The organism is Stenotrophomonas sp. PFBMAA-4 (assembly GCF_030053215.1).
GTDB lineage: Bacteria > Pseudomonadota > Gammaproteobacteria > Xanthomonadales > Xanthomonadaceae > Stenotrophomonas.
Genome location: NZ_JASGBW010000036.1, coordinates 36,338 through 50,457, shown reverse-complemented (window position 1 = coordinate 50,457; position 14,120 = coordinate 36,338). Strand labels below are relative to the sequence as shown.

At 69.5% G+C, this 14,120-nt stretch carries 14 protein-coding genes and 1 tRNA gene; 3 read left to right on the top strand and 12 right to left on the bottom strand.

All coding sequences use genetic code 11. The annotated features are described in order from the left end of the window. Nucleotide 1: 1 nt before the first annotated feature. The 3 genes from QMZ26_RS18530 to QMZ26_RS18520 all read right to left on the bottom strand — a co-directional run bounded on the left by QMZ26_RS18530 (nt 2) and on the right by QMZ26_RS18520 (nt 3,144). Nucleotides 2-77 (bottom strand) — tRNA-Ala (locus QMZ26_RS18530). Nucleotides 78-166: 89 nt separating this feature from the next. Further along, nucleotides 167-2,749 carry a heavy metal translocating P-type ATPase gene (locus tag QMZ26_RS18525; protein ID WP_283222304.1) on the bottom strand — a complete coding sequence of 861 codons (2,583 nt, stop codon included), beginning with the start codon at nt 2,747-2,749 and terminating at the stop codon, nt 167-169. Beyond that, nucleotides 2,746-3,144, bottom strand: a complete 399-nt coding sequence (locus QMZ26_RS18520) for a heavy metal-responsive transcriptional regulator (RefSeq protein ID WP_283222303.1) — start codon at nt 3,142-3,144, stop codon at nt 2,746-2,748. Before QMZ26_RS18520 ends, QMZ26_RS18525 begins: the two co-directional genes overlap by 4 nt. A 181-nt stretch (nt 3,145-3,325) precedes the next feature. On the opposite strand from QMZ26_RS18520, the gene QMZ26_RS18515 reads away from it, so the two are divergent. From QMZ26_RS18515 to dsbG, 3 genes are read left to right on the top strand one after another with little or no spacing between them, the layout of a single operon-like run. Further along, entirely contained in the window at nt 3,326-4,393 is a 1,068-nt protein-coding gene (locus QMZ26_RS18515; RefSeq protein ID WP_200733993.1) for a helix-turn-helix domain-containing protein, read from the top strand. 36 nt (nt 4,394-4,429) lie between these two features. Further along, entirely contained in the window at nt 4,430-5,233 is an 804-nt protein-coding gene (locus tag QMZ26_RS18510) for a TlpA disulfide reductase family protein (protein WP_283222302.1), read from the top strand. Between the two features lie 30 nt (nt 5,234-5,263). Beyond that, on the top strand, nt 5,264-6,103 hold the full coding sequence (dsbG, locus tag QMZ26_RS18505; protein ID WP_283222301.1) for a thiol:disulfide interchange protein DsbG: 840 nt from the start codon (nt 5,264-5,266) through the stop codon (nt 6,101-6,103). Between the two features lie 68 nt (nt 6,104-6,171). Here dsbG and QMZ26_RS18500 read toward each other — a convergent pair whose 3' ends face one another. From QMZ26_RS18500 to QMZ26_RS18460, 9 genes are all read right to left on the bottom strand, one after another. After that, nucleotides 6,172-6,894 carry an energy transducer TonB gene (locus tag QMZ26_RS18500; protein WP_283222300.1) on the bottom strand — a complete coding sequence of 241 codons (723 nt, stop codon included), beginning with the start codon at nt 6,892-6,894 and terminating at the stop codon, nt 6,172-6,174. Continuing rightward, nucleotides 6,887-7,687 (bottom strand): ChaN family lipoprotein, encoded by an 801-nt coding sequence (locus QMZ26_RS18495; RefSeq protein WP_283222299.1) that lies wholly within the window; start codon nt 7,685-7,687, stop codon nt 6,887-6,889. Before QMZ26_RS18495 ends, QMZ26_RS18500 begins: the two co-directional genes overlap by 8 nt. Beyond that, nucleotides 7,674-10,145, bottom strand: a complete 2,472-nt coding sequence (locus QMZ26_RS18490; protein WP_345782698.1) for a TonB-dependent receptor — start codon at nt 10,143-10,145, stop codon at nt 7,674-7,676. Before QMZ26_RS18490 ends, QMZ26_RS18495 begins: the two co-directional genes overlap by 14 nt. Nucleotides 10,146-10,209: 64 nt before the next feature. Beyond that, nucleotides 10,210-11,136 (bottom strand): FecR domain-containing protein, encoded by a 927-nt coding sequence (locus tag QMZ26_RS18485; protein ID WP_283222297.1) that lies wholly within the window; start codon nt 11,134-11,136, stop codon nt 10,210-10,212. Beyond that, nucleotides 11,133-11,642, bottom strand: coding sequence for an RNA polymerase sigma factor (locus tag QMZ26_RS18480; protein ID WP_283222296.1), 510 nt, complete (start codon nt 11,640-11,642; stop codon nt 11,133-11,135). The genes QMZ26_RS18485 and QMZ26_RS18480 overlap by 4 nt, the downstream gene beginning before the upstream one ends. A gap of 130 nt (nt 11,643-11,772) precedes the next feature. Next, nucleotides 11,773-12,360, bottom strand: a complete 588-nt coding sequence (locus QMZ26_RS18475) for a hypothetical protein (protein ID WP_283222295.1) — start codon at nt 12,358-12,360, stop codon at nt 11,773-11,775. Between the two features lie 10 nt (nt 12,361-12,370). Then, nucleotides 12,371-12,595: a hypothetical protein gene (locus QMZ26_RS18470; RefSeq protein ID WP_283222294.1), complete on the bottom strand. Its 225-nt coding sequence runs from the start codon at nt 12,593-12,595 to the stop codon at nt 12,371-12,373. After that, nucleotides 12,595-13,308: a glutamine amidotransferase gene (locus QMZ26_RS18465; protein ID WP_283222293.1), complete on the bottom strand. Its 714-nt coding sequence runs from the start codon at nt 13,306-13,308 to the stop codon at nt 12,595-12,597. The genes QMZ26_RS18470 and QMZ26_RS18465 overlap by 1 nt, the downstream gene beginning before the upstream one ends. Further along, nucleotides 13,305-14,078, bottom strand: coding sequence for a YggS family pyridoxal phosphate-dependent enzyme (locus QMZ26_RS18460; protein WP_283222292.1), 774 nt, complete (start codon nt 14,076-14,078; stop codon nt 13,305-13,307). The genes QMZ26_RS18465 and QMZ26_RS18460 overlap by 4 nt, the downstream gene beginning before the upstream one ends. Nucleotides 14,079-14,120: the final 42 nt, after the last annotated feature.

The window sequence follows — 14,120 nt, the reverse complement described above, 5'->3', positions numbered from 1 at the left end:
GTGGTGGAGCCAAGCGGGATCGAACCGCTGACCTCCTGCATGCCATGCAGGCGCTCTCCCAGCTGAGCTATGGCCCCACGTCGCTGAGGAGCGAAATAATAGCTGTGCCCCCGGGGGTTGGCAAGCGTTTGTTGCACTTTTCTTCACGTCCGTTGCGTCGCCGATGTCAGCCGGGCGGCAGGCGCTGTGTGCGCAGGCGCAGCGCGTTGCTGATGACCGATACCGAACTCAGGCTCATCGCCACCGCTGCAAGCATCGGCGACAGCGAAATGCCCCACGGCACCAGCACGCCGGCCGCGACCGGAATGCCCAGGCCGTTGTAGAGGAAGGCGAAGCCGAGGTTCTGGCGCATGTTGCGCACGGCCGCACGCGACAACTGGCGCGCACGCAGGATGCCGCGCAGATCGCCCTTCACCAGCGTGACCTGTGCGCTGGACATTGCCACGTCGGTGCCGGTGCCCATGGCGATGCCGACGTTCGCACTGGCCAGGGCAGGGGCATCGTTGATGCCATCGCCGGCCATCGCCACGACGCGACCCTGTGCCTGCAACTGCTGCACCAGTGCGGCCTTGTCGGCGGGACGGCTTTCGCCGTGTACTTCGTCCAGGCCGAGCGTGGATGCAACCGCCTGTGCGGTCAGCAGGCCATCACCGGTGGCCATGATGATGCGCAGGCCGTCGCGGTGCAGTGCGGCGATGGCTTCGGCGGTGGTGGATTTGATCGGATCCGCCACGGACAGCAGTCCGGCGAGCTGGCCGTCCACCGCCAGGTACATCACGCTGGCACCGCGTCGGCGCAGGGCATCGGCCTGTTCCTGCAGGGCGGCCACCTGCACTGATTGCCCAGCCATCAATGCCGTGTTGCCCAGCCACATCGCGCGGCCCTCCACGCGACCCTGCACGCCCAGCCCGGTGATCGAATCGAACTCCTCCACCGCCAGCAGCGGCAGGCCACGGCTGCGCGCAGCGGCGACGATGGCTTCGGCCAGTGGGTGTTCGCTGCCCTGGTCGAGACTGGCGGCCCACTGCAGCACCCGCCCATCCTCGAAACCATCGCTGGCATGCACGGCATCGAACGCGGGCCGACCCTCGGTGAGCGTGCCGGTCTTGTCGATCACCAGCGTATCGACCTTGCCCAGTGCTTCGATCGCTTCGGCATCGCGGAACAGCACGCCGTGCTGCGCGGCGCGCCCGGTGGCAACCATGATCGACATCGGCGTGGCCAGCCCCAGCGCACAGGGGCAGGCGATGATCAGCACCGCCACCGCGCTCAGCACGCCATGTGTCCACGACGGCTCCGGTCCGAACAGGCCCCAGCCGAACAGCGCCAGCGCGGCCACGGCCAGCACCGCCAGCACGAACCAGTACGCCACCTTGTCAGCCATGCGCTGCATCGGCGCGCGCGAACGTTGCGCCTGTGCCACCAGCTGCACGATCTGCGCCAGCATGCTGTCGTCGCCCACGCGCTCGGCTTCGATCACCAGCGCGCCCGAACCATTCAGGGTCGCGCCGATCACGCTGTCGCCGGCCTGCTTGGTCACGGGCACGGGTTCGCCGGTCAGCATCGATTCGTCCAGCGTAGAACGGCCTTCCAGCACGCGGCCATCCACGGGCACTTTCTCGCCGGGGCGCACGCGCAGGCGGTCACCGGCCTTCACCGACGCCAGCTCCACGTCATGCTCGCTGCCATCGGCATCGATCCGCCGCGCGGTCTTCGGTGCCAGGCCCAGCAGCGCCTTGATCGCCGCCGAGGTCTTGGCCCGTGCGCGCAGTTCCATCAGCTGGCCAAGCAGGGTGAGCGAAATGATCACCGCCGCCGCCTCGAAATACACGCCCACGTGACCGTGCTGCTGGAAAGAAGGCGGGAACACGCCCGGTGCGACCGTGGCCACCACGCTGTAGCCGTAGGCGGCGATGACGCCGGTGCCGATCAGCGTCCACATGTTGGGGCTGCGGTTGCGGATCGACTGCGCCCAGCGTTCGAGGAACGGCCAGCCGGCCCACAGCACCACGGGCGTGGCCAGCGCGCCTTCGATCCACACCCGCAGCGTGGGCGACAGTGCATGCAGCAACGGGGTCATCGCCAGCATCGCCAGCGCCATCGTTGCCACGCTCAGCGGCAGCGAGACCCAGAAGCGGCGACGGAAGTCGGTCAGTTCCGGATTCTCGCCATCGTCCAGGCTGGGCATCATCGGTTCCAGCGCCATGCCGCAGATCGGGCAGGTGCCGGGGCCTTCCTGCACGATTTCCGGATCCATCGGGCAGGTGTACAGCGTGCCTGCAGGCACCTCCGGTGCGACGTAGGACGACGGATCGAGATAGCGCTGGGGGTCGGCGATGAATTTCTGCCGGCAGCCGCCGCTGCAGAAGTGGTAGTCCTGGCCCTGGTGGTGGGCGTGGTGCGCGGTGCTGGCAGGATCCACGTCCATGCCGCAGACCAGGTCCTTCACCGTGGCGGTGCCAGCGGCGGGCGCCGCATGCCCGCCGCAGCAGCCACCGGCCTTCTTTGTGGCGCTGGCTGCGGGCGTGCTGCCGTCGAAGGCGGCAGGGTCGGCCAGGAAGCGTTCGCGGCAGCGTGCCGAGCAGAAATGCCAGTCACGGCCATCGTGGTTTGCGTGGTGGGTGCTGGTGGCCGGGTCCACGTCCATGCCGCAGACCGGATCCTTCACTGCCAGTGGCGCCTTCTTCGCGCCACCGCAGCAGCTGCCGCCGCCCGTTGCCGCGCCGTGGTGCGGGTGCCCGCTGTTCATGCGTTGTCCTCGGTCAGGGCGGCGAGGATGGGGCATTGCTTCAGGTCGCCATGGCCCGGGCAGGCGTCGACCAGCTGTGACAGCGCGGCGTGCATGCGCTGCAGCTCGGCCATGCGCTGCTCGATGTCGAGCAGGCGGGCCTGTGCGGTATCGCGCACGCTGGCCATGTCCTGCTGGTGGCGATCGCTCAGCGTCAGCAGTTCGGCGATTTCCTCCAGGCTGAAGCCCAGCGCCTTGGCGCGGCGGATGAAGCGCAGGCGGCGCAGGTCCTGCTCGCCGAAGATGCGGTAGCCGCCGGCGGAGCGTGCTGCGGTGGGCAGCAGCTGCTGGCGTTCGTAGTAGCGGACGGTGTCGATCGGCACCCCGGCCTCGCGGGCCAGCTGTCCAATGTTCATGGCGCACTCCTGGATGACTGGGGCTATTGTCAACCCTGGAGTCTGGTCAAGAGTAAAGGGTTTATCCGTTTCCCCCATTCAGGTCACTTTGCAACTTTCTTCATAGCCCCGCTGTTGGGGCAGTTCCTACCCTTCGCCTGAACTGGCCGCTCGACGGCCTGAACGAATGGAGGAGGGGAGTGTGGAGGGACTGAAGAACGAGGGCTTCGTCGAGGTTGCCGTGGTCGAATACCCGGGAGGAGATCCTTCCGCGGCCTCGGTACTGGCTGAAATGGCCCACGTGGCCAACCGTCTTGCCCAGCAGCAGCGGCGCCCCAGCGCGCGCGTGCTGGTCACCCGCTGGATCGTGCCCGCCAGCCACCGCGGCGTGAACCGGGTCACTGGTGCCGACATGCTGGATGCGGCGATTCCTGCGGTGATTGCCCTGCCGGGCCAGGTCAGCCCCGTGGTTTCGGTGCGGGCCGAGGAAGTGTTGCTGGACTGGCTGCGTGCACATTACGACGGTGGCAGCCTGCTGTCGGCGGCGGCTGACGGCGTGGGCGTATTGGCACGGGCGGGTCTGCTGGCCGGGCGTACCGTGGCGGGCCCCGACCTGCGCCGGCACCCGGGGCTGCAGGGCCAGGCCGCCAGCTGGGCGCCCAGCGAGCGCACGCTGGTCGATGATGGCGACCTGCTGACCGTGGCCGGCCCGCAGGCGTGGCGCTATCTCGGCCTGCGCCTGCTGTACCGCCTGCACGGGCAGGGCGTGGCCAGTGCGGTGGCGCAGCAGCTGGGCATTGTGGTGCCGGCGGGCGTGCAGCAGGACCTGGAACGGTTCAGTGCCAATTTCGCCCACGGCGACCGTGACGTGCTCAAGGCCCAGCGCTGGCTGCACACCACGTCGGCCCGCGGGGCGACCCTGCCGTCCATCTGCGAGGTCTCCGGTCTGGAGCCGCGCACCCTGCAGCGTCGCTTCCTGAAGGCCACCGGGCTGCGTCCGATCGAGTACTGCCAGCGGCTGCGGGTGGCGAAGGCGCAGACTCTGCTGCAACAGGGCGCCAGCATCGACGAGGTGGCCTGGGGCGTGGGCTATGCGGACCAGAGTGCGTTCCGACGCCTGTTCCTGCGCATTGTCGGCATGACGCCGGCCAATTACCGCCGTCACGTGAGCTGCAAGCGTCGAGAACGCGCACTGCCGGCGCCCGCTGCGATGGCCACTCGTGCCTTGCCGGTCGTACCGGTCACCGGGCCGACGCTCGACGCCGCCTGACCATGCAGGCCTCTGGAATGTCGTGCAGGTGATGCAATGCCAAGTGTGGGGCCGGTGCCGATGCCGGTTGTGGTGATCCTGGTCTGTCTGCTGCTGGCGATGGGCATCGCGCGGCTCTGGTCGTCGCGCCAGCCCGTGCCGCAGCGGCCCTCAGGCGCGGGCCGGGTGCTGGACATGCTGCTGGTGGGCCTGCTCTGTGGCCGCGTGTCCTTCATCGTCGCCAATTTCGCCTTCTATCGCGAAGCGCCGTGGAGCATGTTGCAGATTGCCGATGGCGGCTATCACGTGCCCGTGGTGATGGTTGCAGCGCTTGGGTGGGGCCTCTGGAGCCTGCGCCGGCATCCTTCGCTGCGTGTTCCGGTCCTGTGCAGCGCCCTCGCAGGCGCAGTGCTGTGGGGCCTGGGCAGCTACGGGCTGGCGCAGTGGCAGGCCAACACGTTGTCACTGCCGGCGGTGCAGGTGGTGGACCTGCAGGGCAAGCCGCTGGACCTGTCGCAGTTCCATGGCAAGCCGGTGGTGCTCAATCTCTGGGCAAGCTGGTGCGGCCCATGCCGGCGCGAAATGCCGGTTCTGGCCCAGGCGCAGCAGGCACACCCTGAGCTGCAGTTCGTCTTTCTCAACCAGGGCGAAAGCCTCGATGAGGTCCAGCAGTTCCTGACCGCGGAGCGCCTTGCGCTGCGCGGCGTGCTGCTGGATGAGCCTGCCGCTGCCTCGACCGTGCTGGGCGTGCGGGCCTATCCCTCGACCCTGTTCTTCGATGCGCAGGGGCGCCTGCAGGATCTGCACCTGGGGGAACTGACCCACGCCGGTCTTGAACACAAACTGCGCAGGCTGCGGTAGCCTGCGCGGGCATTTCCCTCTGGAGTTCACATGCTGTCGATTTCCCTGCGCACCGCGCCTGCGGTCCTGATCCTGCCGATGCTGCTGGCCATTACCGCCTGCAGCCAGGCACAGACGCCGCCGGCCAAGACGCCTGCCGGGACTGCTGCGGCGGCCCCAGCGGCAGGCAAGGGTGAGCGTCCTGCGGTGCTGAAGGGCATCGAGAAGCACGGCTTCGAAGTCATTTCCGAGTTCGATGCGCCGGGCGGCCTGCGCGGCTTTGCCGGCGTGGTCGGCGGCCAGCAGCCGGCGGCGGCCTATGTCACCGCCGATGGCAAGCATGTGCTGGTGGGCAGCCTGTTCGATGCCGAGGGCAACGACGTGGCCGCCGAGGCGGTGGAGAAGCTGGTGGCCGCGCCGATGTCGGCCAAGATGTGGTCCAAGCTGGAAGGCAGTGCCTGGGTACGTGACGGAAAGGCCGATGCACCGCGCGTGGTCTATACCTTCAGTGACGCAAACTGCCCGTATTGCCACAAGTTCTGGGAAGCGGCTCGTCCGTGGGTGGATGCAGGCAAGGTGCAGCTTCGCCACATCATGGTTGGCGTGATCCGCGAGGACAGCCCGGCCAAGGCCGCAGCCATCCTGTCCGCGAGCGACCCCAGCGCCGCGCTGCTGGACAACGAACACCAGTTCGACCGGGGTGGCATCAAGCCGCTGCCGAGCATCAGCCGCGAAGTGGCGGGCAAGCTGGATGCAAACCAGGTGCTGATGGTGGAAATGGGCTTCCAGGGCACGCCGGGCATCCTGTTCCAGAATGAGCAGGGCAGCGTCGAACGCCGCGCCGGCCTGCCGCAGGGCGATGATCTGCAGAAGGTGCTCGGCCCGCGCTGAGGACGTTCCCGCACCGCAATCGAATGACAGCAGGCCCGCATGGCAACGTGCGGGCCTGTTGCGTTCTGTCACCCGGCCTGGTGCAGGTAGTACTCCACGGGCACCACCAGTTCCTGCGGCGCGTTCATCTCATCGGGAATGGGCGGCAGTGGTTGTGCGCGGCGGAAGGTCTGCAGCGCGGCTTCATCCAGCAGTGGCTGGCCGCTGGACTGCTCCAGGCGCAGGGCAAGCAGGCTGCCTGTGCGGTCCAGGCTGACCCGTACCCAGGCCGTGCCCTGCTGGCGCCGTGCGCGCGCGGTGGCGGGGTAGAAGCGATAGCGTTGCAGTCGCGCCATCAGCCGGGCCTCCCACTGGTCGCTGGCGGCGCCGGCCTGCAGGTCCGCAGGGGGGGCGTCCGGTGTGGGCGGTGCGGCGGCGACCGAGGCCGTGGCCGGCGCGGCGTTGGTGCTTGCGGCAGGCGGGGCAACCAGCAGCGGCTGGCGACCGCTGCCGCCGGTTTCGCTGGCCGCACGTTCGCCCTCGCGCGCAGCGGTGGGCAGCGGCGGCGGTGGCGCTTTGCTGGGCTGCGGCGCACTGGCCTGCTGCGCCGGGCGGGGCGTATCGGCGTGGCGCTCCTCCACCGGCTGCGGCGGCGCGGCCGGTGCCAACAGGCGCAGGCTGATGCGCATGTCCTGCTCCGGCGGCGGCAGTGCCGTCGGGGTTGCCACCCAGTGCACGAGCAGCAACAGCGGCAACAGGTGCAGGCCGACGCTGATGGCGACGGCCTGCCAGTGGCCGCTGCGCTCACTCATCGGCGGTCACCCACAGCAGATCGGCGTCGCCAACGTCGAGGGTTTCGCCCGGCGCGGCCAAGGCGATCACCAGCGCCGGCGTGGCCGGCGGCAGGTAGCCGGGCACGCCGGTGCCGCGCAGCACGTGCCAGCGGCCGGCGACCAGCAGGGCGGGTGCGGGCGACGTCGCCAGTACCTGGGCCATGCGCCTGTCGCGTGCCTGCTGCACGGCAAGCATGCCCTCCAGCATCGGCGCGGCCCCGGCATGCTGGGCCAGCACGACTGCGGACAACCGCTGCCGCGCGTCGGCTACCGGGAACCGGACCGGCTCAGCCGATGCCAGCAGCGCATCGACTTCGGCGCGCGACAGGTTGCCGCCGTGCAGGGCAATGCCTGCAGCGCAGGCGTCCTGCACCAGGCCGCCATAGGCCTGCCAGGGCCAGCGGCTGTCCCAGCCCAGCAGTTCCTGCAGGCGGCTGCCGTCGGCCCGGTTGCCCTTGGCCAGCCAGCGTTGCACGCGCTGCAGGCGCGCCTGGCGTTCCTGCGCGATCATCTCCAGCACCAGCGCGCCCTGTGGCCGCTGCCGCTGCAGGGCCGCGAGCAGCCAGCGCTGCGCGGCGTGATCGGCCTCGACATCGTGGCGCTCGCCCAGCAGCACGCGCTGCGCCCCGGCCACGCGCTGCGTGAAGCCCGCCTCATCCAGCGCCTGCCCAGTGGCCAGGTCGACGACGCGTCCCGGCATCGGCTGCGCCCCGGCCATGCCCGCCAGCGCGAGCAGGCACAGCAGCAGCCAGCGGCGCTCAGAACGCCACATTGACGCCCATCGAGACCGTCCGTCCACGGCCGTTGCCGCGATCCAGGATGGGGCTGAAGATGCTGTCGATCGAGGCATTGTTGTCATAGGCTTTGTTCTGCAGGTTTTCGATGTTCAGCCACAGCGTGGTATTGGCCTGGGGCTTGAAGCTGGCGTAGAAATCCAGCAGCACGCCGGTGCCGCCGGTCTTGCGGGTCTGGAAGAAGTCGTAGCCTTCCTCGGTGGGGCCGGAGTACTCGGCACGCACGCCGGCCTGCACGCGCTGCTGCCACCAGCTGCCACCCACGTCCAGCGTCCAGTAGCGGTCGGGCAGGGCGGTGATGTCTTCCAGGTTGACGTATTCGATGGTGGGCGCGCTGGTGTGCGACCGGGTCCAGCTCAACGTGGCGTGGTAGTGCTCGCTGGCGTAGTGGGCTTCCAGTTCAATGCCACGCATGCGCACGATGCCGGGCTGGTTCATCCAGCGGGTGGTGGTGGTGAAGTCATCGGCATCGAGTACGTCGGTCCAGGCGCTCAACTGCTCGTCGCTGTCGATGGCCACCACCCGCGGTGCCACTTCCGGCGGATGCACCACCAGCAGGTACTGCGGCTTGATGTAGTCGCGGATGCGGTTGTCGAAGCGGGTGACCCGCAGCTGGGCCAGGTCGCCGTCGACCAGCAGCGAGTCGGTACTGAGGTTGGCGCCGAACTGCAGGTTGCGCGAACGCTCGCGGCGCAGGAACGGGTTGGCGCCCACGCCATCGGCATCGCTCATGCCTTCCAGCGGGATCTTCTCGAAGAACATCTCCTGCACGCGCGGCGCGCGCGAGGTGCGCGAGGCTTCAACGAACAGCTGCAGCCAGTCGGTGGCCTGCACCGAGAACGCGAGGCTGGGGCTGAGCGCATGCTGGGTGCGGCGCACGTCGATGTCGCCGCCGCCGATGTCCGCACACTGGCCCGGCACGTCCGAACAGACCGGGATGTGGCCGCTGATGCCATACCGTTCCTGGCGCAGGCCAGCGGTCAATGCGTAGCGGTCATGCTGCAGTTCAAGCGTGCTGAACACACTGTCCAGCTGGCTGCGGCCCTGCGGGTTGGCACCGCGCAGGGTGGGCGTGTCGGCCACGAAGATGTCCGACTGGTGCTTGATGCCGGTGTTCCAGCGCGCCTGCACAGGGCCGATCTCGAAGCGGCTGGTGTTGTCTGCGGTCCAGCTGCTCAGGCTGCTGTGCGTGCGTCGACCGATGTAGCTGGAATCCTCCACCGGCGGGTAGTACAGATGCGTCTTGTTGCCGGCGAAGGTGACACGCACGTCCAGCCACGGCGTGTAGGGCGTGTAGTGGTAGCTGGCGCGCTGGTTGCGCGCGGTAATCTGCCACGGGTAGTTGTGGTAGAAGTCGTTTTCATAGTGCATGTGGCTCAGGTCCAGCCGGTGCTGGTCGCTGGGCTGCAGGCGCGCCTTCAGCAGCCAGCTGCTGGGTTGCTGGCTGGCCGGGTCGGCGCTGTTCTTCTGTCCATTGGCGGTTGCGTATTCGCCGCTGCGGCTGCTGCTGGCCGCTGCCAGCAGGCCGAACTGGCGGTCGCCACCGTCCTCGCTGTGGCGCCAGGCGCCGGCGAACGTACGGCCATCGCCGTAGCCGTTGTTGCCGTGGCGGTAACCGGCACGCAGGCCCCAGTCGCGGCCTTCGGCCAGCAGGTCGTCGATGTCCAGCGTGCGGAAGTTGGCACTGCCGGCCAGCGTGCCGGCGCCGTCAGCACCGGCCACCGCGCCGCGCTGCACGTCAACGCCGGCCAGCAGGAACGGATCGACATAGGCGAACGGGCCGCCGGAGCCATGCCCGGCGTTGTTGCGGAAGGTCTGGGTCACGCCGTCGATCATGGTGTTGACCCGGCCGGCGCCGGTCATGCCGCGGATGTTGACCTGCAGCCCCGGCTGGCTGCGGGAGTGGAAGGTGTGGCTGCCGGGCATCGAGCGCAGCAGGCTGTTGCCGTCCTGGCGCTCGGCCATGGCAACGCGCTCGCTGCCGACCTTGGGGGTGAAGCCGTCGGCGAGGGGGGCGACGTACTGGCTGGTGCCGGCACCGGCAGCCGGCCCGCGCGAGGTGTCGCTCTGCACGCGCAGCGGACCGGTACGGCGGCTGCCGTCGTCGCGCTGGGGCGGCGCGGGTTCGAGGGTGGCATGGCGGGCATCGATGAAGCGCGACCGCAGGGGGCTGCCGGCCAGCAGGCGGGTCAGCGCCTGGGCGTCATCGAAGTCACCCTGCAGGGCGGGGGCCACATGGCCAGCGGGGAGTGCGGTGGCCATCACCAGATCCACGCCCGTGAGGCGGCTGTAGGCATCCAGTGCCTGGGCCAGCGGCTGCGCGGGCAGATCGTAATGGCGTGTCGCTGCCTGTGCGCGGGCGGGTGCAGGCAGCAGTGGCAGGACGCCGGCGCACGCCAGCGAGAGGGCAAGAACGAGGGGGCGGTGGCACAGCATCGAAGGCTCCAGGGGATGACGCAGGGCGTCGTTCACCTGGGTAGACGCGGCGGCAGGGCCGATGTCAGGGTGCATCGTGCGGCTCGTCGTGCGGCGCCACCCAGACCTGCACGTCACCGGGCAGGCGCAGCACGCGCACGTGCAGCTGCGTGGCCAGCTGGTCACGGCTTTCGGCAGCGCCATCGGCATTGCCGAGCAGGGTCACCGGTTGCTGGCGGAGTGCGGCGCCGATGATCCAGGTGTGGCCGCCGTGCCAGGCATCCAGGCCCTGCGCGACCTTGGCCAGCGGTGCCGACACCCAGTGCAGGCGTCGCTCGCGCCAGGCCAGTGCGCCGCTTTCCATGTCGGTCGCTGCGCTCGTGCCGTTGCCATCGAAGCGCATCTGCTGGCCTTCCTGCGCCTTGGCGTGGCCCGGGCCGCTGTCCACCCGCACCGTGTGCTCGGTGACGACGACCCTGCTGGCGTGCTCGCCCACGGCGACATCGAAGGCGGTACCCAGCGCGGTGACGGTGCCATGGGGTGTGTGCACCTGGAAGGGCCTGCCGGTGTCGGTGGCGACCTTGAACCAGGCCTGGCCGTGCTGCAGTTGCAGCTGGCGACGCGCGCCATCGATGCGCACGTGTACCTCGCTGCCGGGCGCAAGCTGCAGGTGCGAGCCATCGGGCAGGATTTCGTCACGGATCTGTCCGGCGGCCGTGCGCACCACCTGCGCGGCGGGCGGGGTCACATGGCGGCTGTACAGGCCCAGCGCACACAGCAGCAGGACCGCGATGCCGGCGTCGCGCAGGCGGCGACGCTGCCGCCGCTGCTGCTGCCGCTGCATGCTGGGCAGGCCCGTGCCGGCCTGCCAGAGCGCCTGCAGGTGCTGGTACTGCGCGGCGTGGCGCGGGTCGGCCGCATACCAGCGGGCGAAGGCATTCTCGTCGCGGTGGCCGTCGTGGCCATCCAGCCACCAGCGGGCGGCTTCCTGGGCAATGGCGTCGTGGCTCACGCCTGCGGTACCTGCTGCACGGCGACCAAGGCACGCAGCAGGTGGCCGTGCGCGGTCTGCCGGGTGATGCCGAGCAGGCGCCCAATCTCGGCCAGTCCCATCTGCTCCACCCGGGCCAGCAGGAAGACCTGGCGTGACCGCGCCGGCAGGGCGGCGATGATCGCGTCGAGATGGCGCAGCTGCTCGGCGTCGAGCAGGCGCTGTTCGGGCAGCGGCGCGGGGTCGGCGATGGCCAGCAGCTGGGCGTCGTCCAGTGCTTCTTCGCGACGGCGCGCGCGCTGCCGGTAGTGGTCGGCGATCAGGTTGTGGGCGACGCGGTACAGGTAGGCGCGGCCGTTGCCCAGCAGTCCGCTGGCCGCGACCTTGATGACGCGCAGCCAGGTTTCCTGGACGACGTCATCGGCGTCGCTGCGTTGCGGGAGTTTGCGGCAGACGTGGGCATGCAGCGGCCGGTAATGGGCTGCGCACAGATGCGCGACATCCGTCGGTTCGACAGGCGTGGACACAGGGCGGGCGGGGGCAGTGTGGAGGAACAGCCCGCGGCGGCAAGGGCAGCGGCTGCACCTTACAGTAAAGAAGAATCATTTGCATCATCGCGACCTGGTCTGGCCTGGCCGGGTGCGGCCGGGCGCCCGGTCAGGACCTGCGGCTGGCGCTTCGCAGCTGCAGCAGCAGGCGGTGCGCCGGGAACGTGCGCAGCGTTGAGTGCCGGGATCGGTAGTAGGCGTTCCAGTAGCTCGCTGCGCGCTGGATGCAGCGATCCACGAAGGCAGGGTTCGCTCGGACCAGGGGCAGGTAGGCAGCCAGGCCGATCTGCTGCGCCTGCTGTTCGACGGCTACGGCGATCTCCTCGACGTACTCGCCCAGCAGCGCAAGGTGGAAGGCCAGGACCCACGGTGCCGATGCCGCGCCCAGCGTTTCAAGCGCGTGCTGGCGCAGATGGCCGTCCGGGTGGCGCGTCGCCAGGCAGAGGCACAGCAGGCGCGCGTCGCCCTGCAGCAAGGAGGCGAGGCGCATCAAGCGTGTGCCATCGGCATAGAGGCGGCAGGGGAAGCGCAGCGCTTCTCCGTCGAGCTGGATCTGGTGCTGGGCAAGGTTCGGGTGGGGCGTTGCCTCGATGCGGCGCAGGCGGTGCTGCAGATCCGTGGCGATGTCGCGCAGATGGGCGGGTACGTCGAGCATCGGTCGAGTATCGCCGCCCATGACGGCCGGGCCAATGGCCACGCCAGGCCGTTCAGAGCGGCCGGTACTGGATCTGTGCCGCCAGCACGCGCAGGCCATCGGCGCCACTGGACAGGATGCGCTCCTCGCCCACGCCCTTCAGGCGCTGCAGCTGGAAACCTTCTTCGGCGGGCAGGCGCGCGGCGAGGGCGTCCAGATGCTGCAGGGCGCCTGGGCCCTCGCAGTCGAACCGGCCCCAGTACTGGCCGTGGCGGTGGATGGTCAGGCGGTAGTGCATCACGGGGTCTCCGGCAGGTGCTGCAACCACTGCGCGAACATGGCGTTGGCTGCAGCGGCCAGCGGCGCGCCATAGCGACGGGCCTGCGCGCGCAGGTCGTTGGGGTCGATGCCGGCCTGGGCCAGTTCGAGGGTGTGGCCGATCAGCCAGCGCTCGAACTGGCGGGCATCCAGTTCCGGATGGCATTGCAGGGCAAGGGCATGGAGGCCGACCGCGAAGGCTTGGTGGCGGCAGGCCGGCGTGCTGGCCAGGCGCTGCGCGCCCTCGGGCAGCTCGAAGGCTTCGCCATGCCAGTGCAGCACCGGGATGCCCTGCAGGGCCTGCAACGGCGAGCGTTGGCCGTCTTCGGTCAGCAGCAGCGGGGCAAAGCCGATTTCCTTGCCGCCACTGGCCGCGACCGTGGCGCCCAAGGCGCGTGCCATCAACTGCGCGCCCAGGCAGATGCCCAGCGTCGGCCGCTGCTGCTGCAGGCGGAGTTGCAGCAGGGCGATGCTGTCGGCCACGAACGGGTAGAGGGCCGTGTCATTGACGCTGATCGGGCCGCCGAGCACGACCAGCAGGTCCGCATGTTCGGCGGGCTCCAGCGGATCGACGCCGGCCTGCAGTACCTGCACGGCCCAGCCCTGCGCGTGCAGCAGGGGCTGCAGCGTGCCGAGGTCTTCGAAGGCAACGTGCTGCAGCACGACGGCGTGCCTGCCGGCAGCGGTCGTCATGCGGGCTCCCCGGCGCTGGGCCAGTAGAAGCTGTCCGGTGTCGCGCGCGCGCCGAAGATAGCCTGGCCGACGCGGACCACGGTGGCACCTTCTTCGATGGCGACCTCGAAATCACCGGACATGCCCATCGACAGCTGCGACAGGTCGATGCCTGCCGGTGCAGTCTGCTGCAGCTGGTCGCGCAGTTCGCGCAGGCGCACGAAGCAGGCGCGTACGCGTTCGATCTCGGGGGTGAAGATGGCCAGGGTCATCAGCCCGCGCACGCGCAGGCGGTCGAAGGCGGGCAGCTGCTGTACGAAGGCCGCGACGGCATCCGGTTCCAGGCCGTACTTGCTGGGTTCGGCCGAGGTGTTCACCTGCACGAACACATCCAGGACGCGGTCTTCCAGCTGCAGCCGTTGCTGCAGTGCCTCGGCCACGCGCAGGCTGTCCAGTGCCTGGAATTCGCTGGCGAAGCGGGCGACATAGCGGGCTTTGTTGGTCTGCAGGTGGCCGATGACCGACCAGTGCACGCCGAGGTCGGCCATCGACTTGGCCTTGCGCTGGGCTTCCTGCACCTTGTTCTCGCCCAGCGCGTGGCAACCGGCGGCTACGGCCATGCGGATGCGGGCTTCATCGACGGTCTTGCTGACTGGCAGCAGGCGTACGCTGGCCGGGTCGCGGCCGGCGCGGCTGCAGGCCGTGGCGATGCGTTGGCGCACGGTGACCAGGTTGGCAGCGATCTGTTCGACGGACTGGGCGACGGGCCAGTCGGCGGCGGCAAGGGGCATGGGGGACCTCCAGTGCGGGTGGCCAGGGTGGGATACACTGGC